The sequence below is a fragment of the Stenotrophomonas sp. STEN046 genome, assembly GCF_056759755.1.
The window spans coordinates 1-15229 of sequence record NZ_JBRRDR010000070.1 but is presented as its reverse complement, the minus strand read 5'-3'; the positions used below and the strand labels follow the sequence as shown (position 1 = coordinate 15229).

The window sequence follows — 15229 nt, the reverse complement described above, 5'->3', positions numbered from 1 at the left end:
GGCCCCCCCCGGCGCGGGCCGGGCCGGCCATGGGCGGGGGGGGGCGGCGGTGGGGGGCCCTCCGGGGGGTTGGGCGGGCCGCTACCGCTTTGCCGGACATGGCGGAAAACAGCGTTCACCGCGGCCATGACCTCCCGCCCATGCGCTGCGCTGAACGACTGTTAAGCTCCAAGGCTTACACCCTTCCCGGAGCTGTCCATGCGTCGCCGCGTCCTTGCCATCGCATCCTCCCTCGCCCTGCTGGCCGCGCCGGCCTTCGCGGCGCCGCACGCCACCACCCTGCCCCCGGCCTCGCTGGCTACGGCCGCACAGCTGCGCGACCAGGCCCTGGCCGATGACACCGGCTGGAAGGTGGTTGAATCGCTGACCACCGAGATCGGACCGCGCATCGCCGGCAGCGAAGCCGATGCCCGCGCCGTGGCCTGGGCCGAGGCCAAGTTCAAGGCGCTGGGCTTTGACAAGGTCTGGAAGGAACCGGTGACCTTCCCCAAGTGGGAGCGCCGCAGTGAACACGCCGCGGTGGTTGGCAGGAGCCAGCAGCCGCTGCAGATCACTGCACTGGGTGGCAGCCCGGGCGGGACGGTCGAGGCCGAGGTCGTGCGCTTTGCCGACCTTGCCGCGCTGCAGGCCGCGCCAGCCGGCTCGCTGAAGGGCAAGATCGCTTTCGTGGATTACCAGATGCTGCCGTTCCGCGATGGCCGCGACTACGGCCGCGGCGGCGCGATCCGCAGCAAGGGTCCCTCCGAGGCGATCCGCAAGGGCGCCGTCGGCTTCCTGATGCGTTCGGCCGGTACCGATTCGCACCGTGTGCCGCATACCGGTATCACCCGTTTCGATGACGGCCTGACCCCGGTGCCGTCCGCTGCACTGTCGGTACCTGATGCCGACCAGCTGGCGCGCCTGCTCGCCCGTGGCGCGACCACGGTGAAGGTTGCACTGGATTGTGGCTGGGATGGCACGGCCACCTCGTACAACGTGATTGGCGAGATCACCGGTCGCTCACTGCCGAAGGAAGTGGTCGTCATCGGCGGCCATCTCGATTCGTGGGACCTGGGCACCGGTGCGGTGGATGATGGTGCAGGTGTAGGCATCACCATGGCGGCCGGACATCTGATCGGCCAACTCAAGCAGGCGCCAAAGCGCACCATCCGCGTGGTGGCCTTCGCCAACGAGGAGCAGGGCCTGTACGGTGGCAAGGCGTACGCCGAGGCCCATGCCAAGGATGTCGCCCTGCACCAGCTGGCCGCCGAGAGTGACTTCGGTGCCGGCCGCATCTACGCCTTCAACACCGGTTCGCCGAACCCGGAAAGCTCGCGTGAGGCGACCAGGCAGATCGCCGAGGTGATGAAGCCGCTGGGCATCGAATACGCCGCTGACAAGGGCGGCCCCGGCCCGGATGTAGGCCCGCTGGCGGCCAAGGGCGGCGCGTGGGCATGGCTGGCGCAGGACGGCTCGGACTACTTCCACCTGCACCACACCGCCGACGATACGCTGGACAAGATCGACCCCAAGGCACTGGCGCAGAACGTTGCCGCCTACACGGTGTTCGCCTATCTGGCGGCCGAGGCCGATGGCAGTTTCGGCAGCGAGGCCAAGGCGACCACGCCGCCGAACGAGTGATGCGGTAGCGCCGGGCCACGCCCGGCAAGCGCGGCGGCAACGAAAGGGTGCGGACCCAGGTCCGCACCCACCAGTGCAGGCTCAGCTACCCACGAGCCTCACCCCTCCCAGGCCCTGGTATTGCGAACCCCCAGCAGCTTCGGATTGAACAGCGGATCTCGCTTGTTCCCACGCTGCTGCTCGTAATCGCGCAGCGCTGCCAGCGCCGGCTTCTGCAGCAGCAGGATGGCGATGATGTTCAACCAGCTCATCATCCCAACGCCGATATCGCCCAATGCCCACGCCACGGTTGCCGTGTTCATCGCCGAATACCCGGTGGCGGCCAGGAACAGCAGCTGGAACACGCCCATCAGCACACGTCCCGGCCGGTCGCGGCAGAGATAGCTGACGTTGGTCTCCGCCATGTAATACAGCGCAAGAATGGTGGTGAACGCGAACGGCAGGATGGCCAGCGCAACGAAGGATCGGCCAAAGCCCGGCAATGCAGATTCGACCGCGTGCTGCACGAAACGCGGCCCTGCTTCGACCCCGGGCAGATTTCCCAGCAGCAACCGTGCTTCATCAGGCACACCGTTCACCGCCGGGTCGTAAACGTTGTACAGGCCGGTGGAGAGAATCAGGAACGCGGTGGCGCTGCAGACCACCAGGGTGTCGATGTACACCGAAAAGGACTGCACCAACCCCTGCTTGACCGGATGCGAAACCTCGGCCGCCGCCGCCGGATGCGCGCCACTGCCCATGCCGGCTTCATTGGAAAGCACGCCCCGGCGCACACCCCACTGGATGGCGGTACCGATCATCGCGCCGAAGGCGGCATCCACGCCGAATGCGCTGCGCACGACCAGTGCAATCACCTCCGGCACCTTCTCTGCGTTGAGCATCATCACCACGGCCGCGACCAGCAGGTAGGCCACCGCCATCAGCGGCACCACCCATTCGGCCACGCGGGCGATGCGGCGCACCCCACCGACCAGGATCACGGCCAGCACCGCCAGCAATACGCCGGTGGTGACCGCCACGGGAACGTTCCAGGCTTCGTTCACCGCACTGGTGATGGCGTTGGACTGGGTACCTGCCAGCATGGCTCCGGCCATGACCGTGACCACTGCGAACAGCACCGCATACCAGCGCTGGCCGAGGCCCTTCTCGATGTAATACGCCGGACCACCGCGATACTGCCCCTTGGCATCACGATCCTTGTAGATCTGTGCCAGCGTGGATTCAATGAACGCACTGGATGCGCCCAGGAAGGCGACCACCCACATCCAGAAGATCGCGCCCGGGCCACCGAAGGCGATCGCCATGGCAACACCGGCGATGTTGCCCACGCCTACGCGGCTGGACAGTGACAACGACAATGCCTGGAACGGCGACACACCGGCATCGGAACGTTCGTGGCGGAACATCAGCCGCAGCATGTCCGGCAGGGCGCGCAGCTGGATGAAGCGGGTACGCACGCTGAAGTAGAGCCCGGTCAACAGACACAACACGACCAGAAACGGGCTCCACACCACGCCCAGGACCAGATTGATGATGGATTCGATAGTCATCGCAAGGCCCCGGTCAGAAGAACATGCCCAGAGCGATCTGGGGACTGATGATGTGGCCGGCATTGCGCCCGGCTACCGTGAATTCGATACCGGCGATCAACCCCAGGCTGGGGCTGAAGTGATACTCGACCGCCGGCGCGAAGGTGAGGCTGCTGCTGGCCGGGCGGCGCTCATCGATATGACGCGCACCACCCGCACCGTCCGGAACGAACCCGCTGAGGCGTTGTCGGGTTTCCCGATTGGCGGCGACCTCCATCACCCCGACCCAGCGGTCATTGAAGCTGTATTCGGCCCCCATGGAAAAGCCGAGTACCGAGCCGCGCGCGATGTGCCCGTGGAAGCCTTCTTCGGTGCCGTAGACGCTGACACCCGAAATGGAAGTACGCGACGGCGCAGGCCCTGCGCTGAGCTGTGCCCGCCAACGCAGCGGCCGGTCGTTCTGCAACCACACCACCTGCTGCACGCCCAGCGCGGCCACCGTGCGCTGCACGCCATCACCCTGCGCATCCAGCGTATTGCCGGTGATGCGGTCATGCGTGCCGGTGGTGAAGCGCTGCACCAACGCCACCGATACAGCCGGGGTGGTGCCGTCTGCACTGGGCGCCTGCAGCAGATACTGCAGCCGTGCGGTGGTGTCGCCGGCACGGAAGCCATTGCTGCGCGCGCTGCCGGATTCGGCGCGCGATGCGCTCAGATTGACCTGGCCGGTGACGCGATCGCTGAAGCCGTAGATGACAGGAAGCACGACCGTCCAACCGCCGCTGCGCTGATCACTGCGCTGGCGGTCGCCACTGTTGTCGAAGGAGGCCTTGCTGTCGACACGCACCAGATAGGGCTCGACGTACCAGCGCCCCTGCGGCAGGCCGGCAGGATTGGGGGTGATCAGTGGGCCGGTGAAATTGACGCCCTCCAGGCTGCGTTCGCTGGCGTGGGCAGTGGAGATGGCAAGCGCGCTGAGCCCCAGCAGAAGGCAAGCGCGCAGTGTTCCGCGATGGTGGTGGTGCATGGCAACGTTCCTGACCGACGTGAGTGGAATTCCACCGTGCGTCGTGCCCGATACCCGCAACAATGAGATAAGTTCGAAAAACGCGCCGCTGGCGGGAGAAGCAGCGCAATAACGCTGATTCCGACGTCGATCGCAGGGCTTTGGCGACACAGGCCGCAACCGAGCGCTCTGGCAAAGGCCCCGGCAATGCCGTTCACGTCATGCAGCGGCAAGCATGCTTCCAAGTCGGCAAGAGGATTTCATGTAGGTGGCCCCGGCACCACGCGCCGGGGGCGGCCACAACGTCCAGACCAGCTACGCTGGCGTTCGTTGAAACGGTATTCGGCACCCATGGCCCCAGGTACTGCGTTCCGCCCACACAAAAAAACCCGGCCGCAAGGGCCGGGCTCTGTCACTCTGCAGCCGGACGCCGCGGTCAGCTGCCGCGGCGACTTGCCCACTGCGCCAGCAATACTGCAGTTGCCGACGCGACGTTGAGGCTTTCGACGGCGCCACTGCCGGGAATCGACAGCTGCTGGTCGCACTGGCTGGCCAGCCCGCGATCCATGCCTTCGCTTTCCGCACCCATCACATAGACCAGACGGGCCGGCAGCGACGCACGGAACACGTCCTCGCCACCGTCGACCAGGGTCGCGGCCAGGCCGAAACCGGCGGCACGCAGCTGGTCCATCGCCTGTGCGTCTTCGGGCAGCTGCACCAGCGGCACCGACTCGGCGCCACCTTCGGCCACGCGTGCGGCAGCACCGGACAGCGCCAGGGTGCTGTTGGCCGGCAGCAGCAGTGCCTTGACACCAAAGTGCGCGGCCGAGCGCAGGATCGCACCGAAGTTGTGCGGATTGCCGACACCATCCAGCCACAGCGCCAGCGCCGGGCCATCGCCGATATCGGCCAGCCACTGCGCCAGCGGCACCGCCGGCGCGCGCAGCACGTCAGCCACCAGGCCTTCGTGATGGGTGGTGGCGGCCAGCTTGTTGAGGTCGCCCTCCTCCACCACGCGATAGCCCACGCGGTTGGCCACGCACCACTTCAGCACCGGCTGCATGCGCGGGATCAGCGATTCCACCAGGTACAGCTTGCGCAGCGCCTGCGGGCGCTTGTCGAACAGGGCCTGCACGGCGTTCCAGCCATACAGGCGCAGTTCGTCGTTGCCGCGCCCCGGGGGCGGCGGGGTGCCGCCCTCTCGCGGAGGCAGCGGGGTAGCCCGCGGCGGTCGCGACGACGGGCGGCGGGCATTCTTCCAGGGATCATTCACTACGGGACAACTCCAGCTTGCGTTGACGCCAGAAATCGGCGTTCTTGATGCCCAGGGCATCGGGGTCGAAGACCGGGTCCAGGCCCAGCTTCTTCTGTCGTTCGTAATCGCGCAGGGCCAGCATGGCTGGTTTCTGCACGATGAGGATGGCGATGATGTTCAGCCAGGCCATCAGGCCGACGCCGATATCACCCAGCGCCCAGGCCAGGGTGGCGTTGTGGAAGGCGCCGAACACCACCATGCCGATGATGCCAAGGCGCAGCAGCAGCACGGTCAGCGGGCGCTTCCTGTTGTGGTTGACGTAGGTCAGGTTGGTTTCGGCCATGTAGTAATAGGCCATGATCGTGGTGAAGGCGAAGAAGAAGATCGCGATCGATACGAAGGCCGAGCCCCAGCCCGGCAGCACGGCTTCAACACCGGCCTGCGCGTAGCCAGCACCTTCGGGAATACCGGCCAGGCCCTGGAAGATCGGTGCGCCACCCGGCACCGGCGAGTACACGTTGTAGGTGCCGCTGGCCAGGATCAGGAACGCGGTGGCGGTGCACACCATCATGGTGTCGAAGTAGATGGCGAAGGCCTGCACGTAGCCCTGCTTGGCCGGGTGCGAGACCTCGGACGCGGCGGCCGCGTGCGGGCCCGAGCCCTGGCCGGCCTCGTTGGCGTAGATGCCGCGCTTGATGCCCCACTCCACCGCCAAACCCATCATCGCGCCGAATGCTGCATGGGTGCCGAAGGCACTCTTGAAGATGATGCCGAACATTTCCGGCACGCGGTCGTAGTTGATGATCATGATGACGATGGCGGTCAGGATGAAGGCCGCCGCCATGAATGGCACCACCACTTCGGCAAAGTTGGCGATGCGCTTGACGCCACCGAAGATCACCACGCCCAGCAGCAGGGCGACCACGATGCCGATGCCCAGCTTCAGTGCCTGTGCCGATTCCATGCCAAAGGCCTGGCCATCGAGCGGGCCGCACAGCGCCGTACCACGGCAGGCGTTGATGACGCTGTCGGCGATGGCATTGGCCTGCACGCCGGGCATCAGGAAACCGGCAGCGATGATCGTGGCGATGGCGAAGGCCATGGCATACCACTTCAGGCCCATCGCTTTTTCAATGTAGTAGGCCGGGCCACCGCGGTAGCGGCCTTCGGCGTCCTTGGTCTTGTAGATCTGCGCCAGGGTGCATTCCACGTACGAAGTGGACGCACCGAGGAAGCCCATGACCCACATCCAGAAGATGGCGCCGGGGCCACCGAAGGCGATGGCCGTGGCCACACCGGCGATGTTGCCGATGCCCATGCGCCCGGCCATCGACATGGCCAGCGCCTGGAAGGAAGACACGCCGGCCTCGGATTTTTCGCCGGAGACGGTCAGGCGGCACATCTCGACGAAACCACGGATCTGCATGAAGCGGGTGCGCAGGCTGAAGAACAGGCCAGCGGCCAGGCACATGAAGATCAGCGCCTTGCTCCAGATGATGCTGTTGATGAAATGTACGGTAGCTTCCACGCGCGCTCTCTCCAGTCGGCGGGTTGTGAGGACGTCCCGTCGGCTGGAAGGGACCGGGATGATTCTCCCTGATCGCAGGCCACTGCGGTAGCGGCAGAAGAAATCCGCCGGGCCATGCCCGGCGGTGTTCAGGGCAGCTGCGTGCGTACCCGGGCAAAGCGGCGCAGGTCGTGCAGCACCCCGCGTTTGTGAATGGCGCAGCGCTCCACGCCCTCTTCCTGGAAACCGTTCTTTTCCAGCACCCGGGCCGAGCCCAGGTTGAAATCGACCACCGTGGCCTGCAGCCTGAACAAGCGCAGTTCATCCATCACCCACGGTGCGAACAGTCCCACTGCGCGGGTCATCAGCCCCTGCCCCCAATGCGCCTGGCCCAGCCAGTAGCCGAGTTCGGCCGTATGCCCACGTTCGGCCGTGCCCGGCTGGGCACCGACACTGCCACAGGCCTGGCCACCGATCTCGACGGCCAGGTTCAGCGTGCCCGGCGCCAGCACACGGCCGGCGAGGAAGGCCTCGCCATCCTCGCGCGTGTACGGGTAGGGGAAGCGGTCGCGCAGGCCGCGCGAGACCTCGGCGTCGTTGGCATGGTGCAGCAGCGATGGCAGATCGTCATGGCGCCAGGGGCGCAGGATGAAGCCCTCCCCATGCAGCCGGTACGCCGGATCAGGCATGGCCACCCACCGACGGCGAGTCGGCCTCCTGCTTTTCCAGCTCACGCTTCACCGCTTCGGGCGAGCGCGTGTACGGTGCCAGCCGCGCGTAGAACGCGGGCACCACGAACAGCGACAGGAAGGTGGAGAGGGTCACGCCGAAGATGATCACGATGCCGATGGTGCCACGACTGGCCGAACCCGGGCCACCGGCCGCCACCAGCGGGATGGCGCCGACCACGGTGGCGATCGAGGTCATCAGGATCGGGCGCAGGCGCACCATCGACGACTCGATGATCGCTTCACGCACCGTGCGACCGTCATCGCGCAGCTGATTGGCAAATTCGACGATCAGGATGCCGTTCTTGGCCGCCAGGCCGACCAGCATGACGATGCCGATCTGGCTGAACAGGTTCACCGTGCCGCCACTCAGCCACAGGCCGACCAGCGCACCGAGCACGCCCAGCGGCACGGTCAGCATGATGGTGAGCGGGTGGATGAAGCTCTCGAACTGCGCGGCCAGCACCAGGTACACCACCAGCAGGGCCATGGCGAAGGTCAGCAGCACTGCGCCGCCGGCGCTCTGGTATTCGCGCGACTCACCTTTCCAGTTCACCTGCGCATACTGCGGCAGCTCTTCGCGGGTGACCTGCTGCGCCCAGGCGATGGCCTTGCCCAGCGGGTAGCCCGGCGCCAGGCCGGCACTGATGGTGATCGAGCGCAGGCGGTTGAAGCGGTTCAGGGTGCCGGCTTCGGCCACTTCGCTGAGCGTGACCAGGTTGGACAGCGGCACCAGTTCACCGGAGGTGGCACGCACGCGGATCGCAGCCAGATCGGCCGGGCTGGCGCGACCATCGCGACCGGCCTGGACCAGTACGTCGTACTCCTCGCCGTTGTCGACGAAGGTGGTCACGCGGCGCGAGCCCATCATCGTTTCCAGTGCCGAACCAATCGCGGTGACCGGCACGCCAAGGTCGGCCGCGCGCTGGCGGTCGATGTTCACCCGCATCTGCGGCCGGGTTTCCTTGTAGTCCGAGTCCGGCCCGACCAGGCCCGGGTTGTCGGCCATGCGCAGCAGGATGCGGTCACGCCACTGCGCGATCTCGGCATATTCCGGACCGCCCAGCACAATCTGGAACGGCTGGCCGCCGCTGCGGACCAGGCCACCGCCGACCTGCGTGCGTACGCGCACGCCGCGGATGGTGTCCAGTTCCTTCTGCAGCTCATTGGCCACTTCCGGCGTGCCTTCGCTGCGCTGGCGCCACGGCTGCAGGAAGATGCTGACGCGGCCGGTGTGCATTTCCTCGCTGGCGCCCCAGCCACCCGGCACGCGCGGGTTGGCGCGCACGATGGGTTTGTCCGGGCCAACATGCGGTGCCAGCATCGCTTCCACCTGCTGCACCTGCTGCACGGTGTAGTCGTAGCCGGCGCCTTCCGGGCCGTCGATCATGATCTGGAACGAGCCGCGGTCTTCGGCCGGTGCCAGTTCCGACGGCAGCAGCTTGAGCAGGCCCCAGCTGGCGGCCAGCGCGGCCACCATCACCAGCAGGTAGATCCAGGTGCGATCGACGTGGTGGTCGAGCACCCGCCCATAGGCACCGGCCAGGCGCTCCAGGTTGCGGTTGATGAAACCATGCAGGCCACGCGGCGCCACGCCGGTATGCGGCTTGAGCAGCTTGGAGGCCATCATCGGCGTCAGCGTCAGTGCCACGAACGCCGACAATGCAACGGCGGCGGCCAGCGCCACCGCCAGTTCGCGGAACAGCCGCCCGGTATTGCCTTCCAGGAAACCGACCGGCAGGAACACCGCCACCAGCACCGCCGTGGTGGCGATTACCGCGAACGCGACCTGTGCGGTACCACGCTTGGACGCCACCAGCGGCGGTTCGCCCAGGTCGATGCGGCGCTGCACGTTCTCCACCACCACGATCGCATCATCCACCACCAGACCGATGCACAGCACCAGGGCAAGCAGGGTCAGCAGGTTGATCGAGAAATCGAAGGCATACAGCGCGATGAAGGCAGCCACCAGGCACACCGGCACGGTGACGGCAGGAATCAACGCCGCACGGAAACTGCCGAGGAACAGCCAGATCACCGCCAACACCAGGATCATCGCCTCCACCAGGGTGGCGTAGACGCGATCAACGGCCGCTTCGATGAAGGTGGTGTTGTCGAACGCCACGAAGATCTGCGTGCCCTGTGGCAGCGTCAGCGCCACGCGCTCTGCTTCAGCACGTGCGGTGCGCGCGACATCCAGCGAGTTGGCCGTGGAGGTCTTGACGATGCCCAGGCCGATGCCCGGCTCACCGTTGCTGCGGTAGTAGGCGCGACGCTCGGCCGAAGCCAGCTCGATCTTCGCCACATCGCCCATGCGCACGACATAGCCGTCGCTGCCCTTGCCCAGCGGGATGGTCGCGAAGTCTTCCGGCTTGATGTAGTTGCGCTCGACACGCAGGGTGAAATCGCGGTCGGTCGATTCGATGCGGCCGGCCGGCAGTTCCACGTTCTCATTGCGCAGCGCGGTTTCGATGTCGCCGGTGGTCAACCCACGCGCGGCCAACTGGTCACGGTCCAGCCAGATCCGCATCGCGTAGCGCTGGCGGCCGCCGATGCGGACCTGGGCCACGCCATCGAGGCTGGAAAAGCGGTCGACCACGTAGCGGTCGGCGTAGTCGCTCAGTTCCAGCGTGTCCATGGTCGAGGAGACCATGTTGAACCAGATGATCGGATCGGCATCGCTTTCAACCTTGGCGATTTCCGGCGGGCGCGCCTCTTCCGGCATGCGATCGGCAACGCGGCTGACCGCATCGCGCACGTCGTTGGCGGCCGCTTCGATATCGCGGTTGGAGGTGAACTCGATGCTGACCTGCGAGCGGCCGTTGGTGCTGCGCGCATTGATCGTATCGATGCCTTCGATGCCGGCCAGCGCGTCTTCCAGCACCTGGGTGATGCGGCTTTCAATGACCGCCGCCGAGGCACCGGTGTAGTCGACCGAGACCGAGACGATGGGCGGATCGATGGCTGGCAGTTCGCGCAGGGTGAGGCGGGTGAACGACATCACGCCCAACACCAGCAGCAACAGGCTCATCACCACGGCAAACACCGGCCGCTGGATGGAAATGTCGGACAGCTTCATCCGCCGGTGCCCTCGGCAGCGGCAGCGGCCTGTGCCGGCTGCACATCCTTGGCGGGGGCGGCATCCTTGGCCGCCACCTTCAGCCCGGGGCGGAGTTTGCCGGTGCCATCGACAACGATGCGCTGGCCCGCCTGCAGGCCCTGCTTGACCTCGACCTCACCAGCACGACGCGCACCAAGGGCTACATCCACGCGCTCGACCGTGTCATCGGCCTTGACGCGGTAAACGAAGGTATCGCGGCCGACCTGCACCACCGCGATCTCCGGCACCACCAGTGCCGGGCGCTCGGGGCGGAACAGGCGCACGTCCAGCAGCATGCCCGGACGCAGCGCATGGTCGCTGTTGGCGAAGTCGGCACGCACGGTCACCGCGCGGGTCGCCGGATCGATGCGTGCATCGATGGTGCTGACGTCGCCCTCGAACGTGCGGCCCGGCCAGGCCACGCTGGTGGCCTGCACCTTGTCGCCGGTGGACAACGCCGCCAGTTCCACTTCCGGCACCTGGAAATCGACATGCATGCGCTCGACGTCATCGAGCGTTGCGATCACCGTGGTCGGCGTCAGCAGCGTGCCCGGGCTGACCTGGCGGATGCCGAGGACGCCGGCAAACGGCGCACGCACGCGGCGGTCGCCGATATCGGACTGCATCTGCGCCACGCGCGCCTCGGCGGCGTCGCGGATCGACTTCTGGGTATCCAGCGTCGCACTGGAAACCAACCGCTGTGCGGCCAGTTCGCGCTGACGCTTGTACAGCTGGTCGGCCTCGCGGAACGTCGCCTGCGCCTGCACCAGTGCCGCTTCCTGGGCCTGCCCGCGCAGGGTTACGATCGGCGCACCGGCGGCAACCTGCTGGCCGCTTTCAAAATGCACCCGCTCCACGATCTCGCTCACCTTGGCGGTCACGCTGATCGACTCGCGCGCCTTGGCCGTACCCAGCGCCTGCAGCGTGTCGTTCCACTGCATCGACTGCACGACCTGCGCGGTGACCGGTACGGCTTCGCCCTGCCGACGAGCGGCGGCCTCCTGCTTGCCTGCGCACCCGGCCAGGACGGCCAGGCAGAGGCCAAGGGCCAGGGTCGAAGCGATACGAGCCAACATGTACGGTCCAGAGTGATCCACGGCCGCCGAGTGTAGGCAACCCCCCATGAAAGCGGTATGTGCCAAGCGTTTACCGGCGTGGAACCGGCACCGCGATAGCGCCTGGAACCTGTTCCATGCAAGGCTGCCGCTGGCAATGTCGGCGTATGTCGGGATGTATCCAGGTCGCCCGCGAATGCCGTGGCCATCGTAGAGTCGAAGCTGCCCGGCCGAGGGCGTCGGGCGGGGTCGGAACCTGGCGGGGATCCGACCCCGTTTTTTTTTGCCCGGCGCGTTGACGTCAGCGCCGGGCCACTCCCGGCGGATTCAATACCGGTAATTCACCTTCATCCACAGGCTGCGGCCCGGTTCGTTGATGCGCACCGGATCGGCCGGGAAGCCGAAATCAGCGCTGCCGGCCAGGTTCAGATGCTCGCTGTAAGCGCGGTCGAACAGGTTGTCGACACCGGCGCTCAGTTGCAGTTGCGAACTGAAGCGATAGCCCGCATTGAGCGCGAAGGTCGCGAAACCGGCACTGGGGCCGAGATCCTGCGCGACAACGTTGCCCTGGCCGTTTGCGACACGACGCTGGTGGGTCACTGCGCGCAGCAGCGCACCGGCGCTCCAACGCTGCCCTTCCCAGTTCGCGCTCAGGCGTGCCTCCAGCGGCGGCATCTGCGGCAACGGACGATGCTGGTCGCGGTTCTCGCCCCAGGCGTAGGCCAGGGTGCCCCCCAGCTTCCACTGCTGGTCCAACGCTACTTCCAGGCCCGCTTCGGCACCGGCAATACGGGCGTCGACGTTGCTGGCCTGGCTCATGCCCATCATGCCGCTGCCGCGGTAGGTGAACAGGATGTAGTCCTGGATCCGGCCTGCATACGCCGACACCCAGGACTGCACACGCGGCCCCTTGTACTGCAGGCCCACATCGAGCTGGGTGGTGCGTTCGGGCTGGATGCCGGTGAACGCGTTCACCGCCCCGGCCGGGCCATGGTCGGGCGAGAACAGTTCCCAGTAATCGGGCATGCGCGCGCTGTGACCGAGCCCGGCATACCAGGTCAGGCCGTCAGCCAGATCCTGCTCATGGCGCAGGAAGCCGCTGCCCAGCCATTCCCTGCGGCGCTGGCCGGCAGTGGGATTGGGCATGGCCATCATCATCCCGCCGGTCTGCGCACGTTCGTCGCGCACGCTGGCGCGATCGATGCGCAGCCCGCCGATCCAGCGCCGGTCGGTATCCACGCCCAGCGTCATTTCCGTGAACACGCCATAGCGGCGGAACTCGGCGTCGGTGCTCCAGTCGGCCTGCTGGTAGGTATTGCGGCCCATGCCCATGCGTCCGCGGTGCCGGCTGTCTTCGCCGTCCACACCGGCTACCAGCTGCACGTCCTGCCAGCGCCACTCCGAGCTGATGCGGCCACCCTGCGTGCGCCGATCCACGTTGGAGGCCATCGGCATCGGCATCATGCTGTGCGGGTTCGGCGCACGCAGCGTGTAGTTGTCCATCACATGGTCGGCTTCGTTGTAGTACACGTTGGCCTGCAGCACATCCCACGCGCCGGTCAGATTGCGTTTTTCCAGGCGCGCGGCGTAGCTGGTGCGCTCGAACGCGGCGCCGTCCATGCCGCGACCGGCATAGCGCGCGATCGCATCGCCGGCACCGGCGGACACTTCCAGCAGCGTATCGGCGTCGGGCGTCCAGCCGATGGCCACATCGCCATTCCACTTGCGCCACTTCGAAGGCACCACATCTCCGCTGCCGTCCTTGTAGTCATCGGCTTCGGATCGATTGCCACTGGCGCGCACATAGCCGGTGGGATTGCCCAGTGTCAGGTCCAGCACCTGGTCATTGCGGTTGCGCGAGCCGACCAGCGCACTGGCATCGGCGCGCAGGCCGGGTTGATCGAAACGCGGGGTATCACGCTCGAATCGAACGGTACCGGCCGACGCACCGGCCCCCCAGCGCACGCTCTGCGGGCCCTTGATGATGGTCAGCCGATCGAAGCTTTCCGGCGAGATGTAGGACAGTGGATTGTCCATGCGCGAGGGACAGGCGCCGATCAGGTTGCCATCGTTGCTGAGGATGTTCAGGCGCGAACCGAACATGCCGCGCAATACCGGGTCGCCGTTGGTGCCACCGTTGCGGATGGCGGAAAAGCCGGGGACGGTCTTCAGGTAGTCGGCACCATCGCTGGCCGGTACCGGCTGCCGTGGCAGGCGTGGATCGGTTACCCAGTGCAGCGGCGAAGACGGCGCGGCAGCGGTCACCACCATCGTGTCCAGCGTGCGCGCATCTTCAACGGGGGCGGCGTGGGCAAAGGGGGCGGCCAAGGCAACGCCAAGGGCGAACGGCAGGCGCGCACGGGCGCCCACGCAGGGGGAAGTCATTTTCATGGGAACAGCTCCAGGGTACGCACGCGCGCACGGCGCCCATGCAGGCGTCGTGCGACGGATTCGACAGGAAAATCAGCGGACGATGGAGAGACGCGGTGGCCCACGCGCGGCATGCGCGGGCCAACGCAGCGCAGGCAGCACCTGTTGCGACCAGGGGAATGTGAGCTGGGGCCGCCACAGCAGCGGCAGCAGCAGCACCAGGACCGCCAGCCACGGCAGCAGGCGCATGGCCAGCACGCAGTACTCGCAGGCTTCGCCGTGCATGGCGTGCGGATCGGCCGAACGATTGGGCACTGCCGGCGCAGCATCGTGGTGATCGTGCCCGGCCATCGCCATGTGGCCCATGTCATGCCCCATCGCGGCGTGGTCCATCGGCTGCGGCTGCAGCGCGCGGCTGACCAGCGGCGCGAGCACCATCAGCAGCGTCGCCAGGGCGGCAAGCTGGAACAGAAGGCGCTGCGGGCGGAAAAGGCGGGACACCCGCCTAGTGTAGAGCCGGCCCCAGGGTTGCCCGTGCGACGAACCGTCGCAGGAGGGAGTTTATCGGCAGGGCTGCGCCCTGCACCTGCTGCGAGCTGGAGTAACAGCAACAGCCAAAGCCAAAGCCAAAGCAGAAGCTGGTTTCCTGAGGGATGCCGGGGTGGGTCCGGTTGCGGGGGACGCCGTAAATCCGTCCATGGAGGCTCGGTCGCGCCATCCATGGCGCTCACGCCCCCGCAACCGGACCCACCCCGCCTTCGACAGATTTCCGCGATCTGCAGTAGATCCACGCCATGCGTGGATGAATCTCCATCGGAATCGAATATTTCGAATGGGAATCGAAAACAATCCACGCATGGCGTGGATCTACCGTGTCGACCAAGGTCGACACCTACCAACAGCCATCGGAATCTGTCAGAGGTGGGGCGGTGTCGGAGTGCGGGGTGTCTGATCTGGCTCCCCGTAGGCAGACGCCAAGAAGCGATACTTTGATCGCACTTGGAGGTCCCTTATGTCCCGTATCACCCGCCGTAGCTACACCGATGAGTTCAAGCACCA

Annotated in this window: 10 protein-coding genes; 1 reads left to right on the top strand and 9 read right to left on the bottom strand. The window is 66.6% G+C overall.

What is annotated here, in order from left to right; translation table 11 throughout:
• The first annotated feature begins 198 nt into the window (after positions 1–198).
• Entirely contained in the window at positions 199–1620 is a 1422-nt protein-coding gene (locus tag ACVOLJ_RS20255; protein WP_475280149.1) for a M28 family peptidase, read from the top strand.
• A 98-nt stretch (positions 1621–1718) separates the two neighbouring features.
• On the opposite strand, the gene ACVOLJ_RS20250 is transcribed toward ACVOLJ_RS20255, so the two are convergent.
• From ACVOLJ_RS20250 to ACVOLJ_RS20210, 9 genes are all read right to left on the bottom strand, one after another.
• Positions 1719–3170: an alanine/glycine:cation symporter family protein gene (locus ACVOLJ_RS20250; protein WP_481564937.1), complete on the bottom strand. Its 1452-nt coding sequence runs from the start codon at positions 3168–3170 to the stop codon at positions 1719–1721.
• 13 nt (positions 3171–3183) lie between these two features.
• A complete protein-coding gene (locus tag ACVOLJ_RS20245) occupies positions 3184–4176 on the bottom strand; it encodes a transporter family protein (protein WP_475280151.1) in 993 nt (330 codons plus the stop codon).
• A gap of 415 nt (positions 4177–4591) precedes the next feature.
• Positions 4592–5428 carry a TrmH family RNA methyltransferase gene (locus ACVOLJ_RS20240; RefSeq protein ID WP_481564936.1) on the bottom strand — a complete coding sequence of 279 codons (837 nt, stop codon included), beginning with the start codon at positions 5426–5428 and terminating at the stop codon, positions 4592–4594.
• Complete coding sequence (locus tag ACVOLJ_RS20235) at positions 5421–6938, bottom strand: alanine/glycine:cation symporter family protein (RefSeq protein ID WP_481564935.1); 1518 nt, start codon at positions 6936–6938, stop codon at positions 5421–5423. The genes ACVOLJ_RS20240 and ACVOLJ_RS20235 overlap by 8 nt, the downstream gene beginning before the upstream one ends.
• A gap of 128 nt (positions 6939–7066) precedes the next feature.
• The gene (locus ACVOLJ_RS20230) at positions 7067–7606 is read right to left on the bottom strand and encodes a GNAT family N-acetyltransferase (protein WP_481564934.1); all 540 of its coding nucleotides are present in this window, start codon (positions 7604–7606) and stop codon (positions 7067–7069) included.
• Positions 7599–10724, bottom strand: a complete 3126-nt coding sequence (locus ACVOLJ_RS20225) for an efflux RND transporter permease subunit (RefSeq protein WP_481564933.1) — start codon at positions 10722–10724, stop codon at positions 7599–7601. The genes ACVOLJ_RS20230 and ACVOLJ_RS20225 overlap by 8 nt, the downstream gene beginning before the upstream one ends.
• Positions 10721–11821: an efflux RND transporter periplasmic adaptor subunit gene (locus tag ACVOLJ_RS20220; RefSeq protein ID WP_481564932.1), complete on the bottom strand. Its 1101-nt coding sequence runs from the start codon at positions 11819–11821 to the stop codon at positions 10721–10723. Before ACVOLJ_RS20220 ends, ACVOLJ_RS20225 begins: the two co-directional genes overlap by 4 nt.
• Before the next feature lie 306 nt (positions 11822–12127).
• Positions 12128–14191 carry a TonB-dependent copper receptor gene (locus tag ACVOLJ_RS20215; protein ID WP_481564931.1) on the bottom strand — a complete coding sequence of 688 codons (2064 nt, stop codon included), beginning with the start codon at positions 14189–14191 and terminating at the stop codon, positions 12128–12130.
• Positions 14192–14263: 72 nt separating this feature from the next.
• Entirely contained in the window at positions 14264–14671 is a 408-nt protein-coding gene (locus ACVOLJ_RS20210; protein WP_481564930.1) for a DUF2946 domain-containing protein, read from the bottom strand.
• Positions 14672–15229 lie beyond the last annotated feature (558 nt).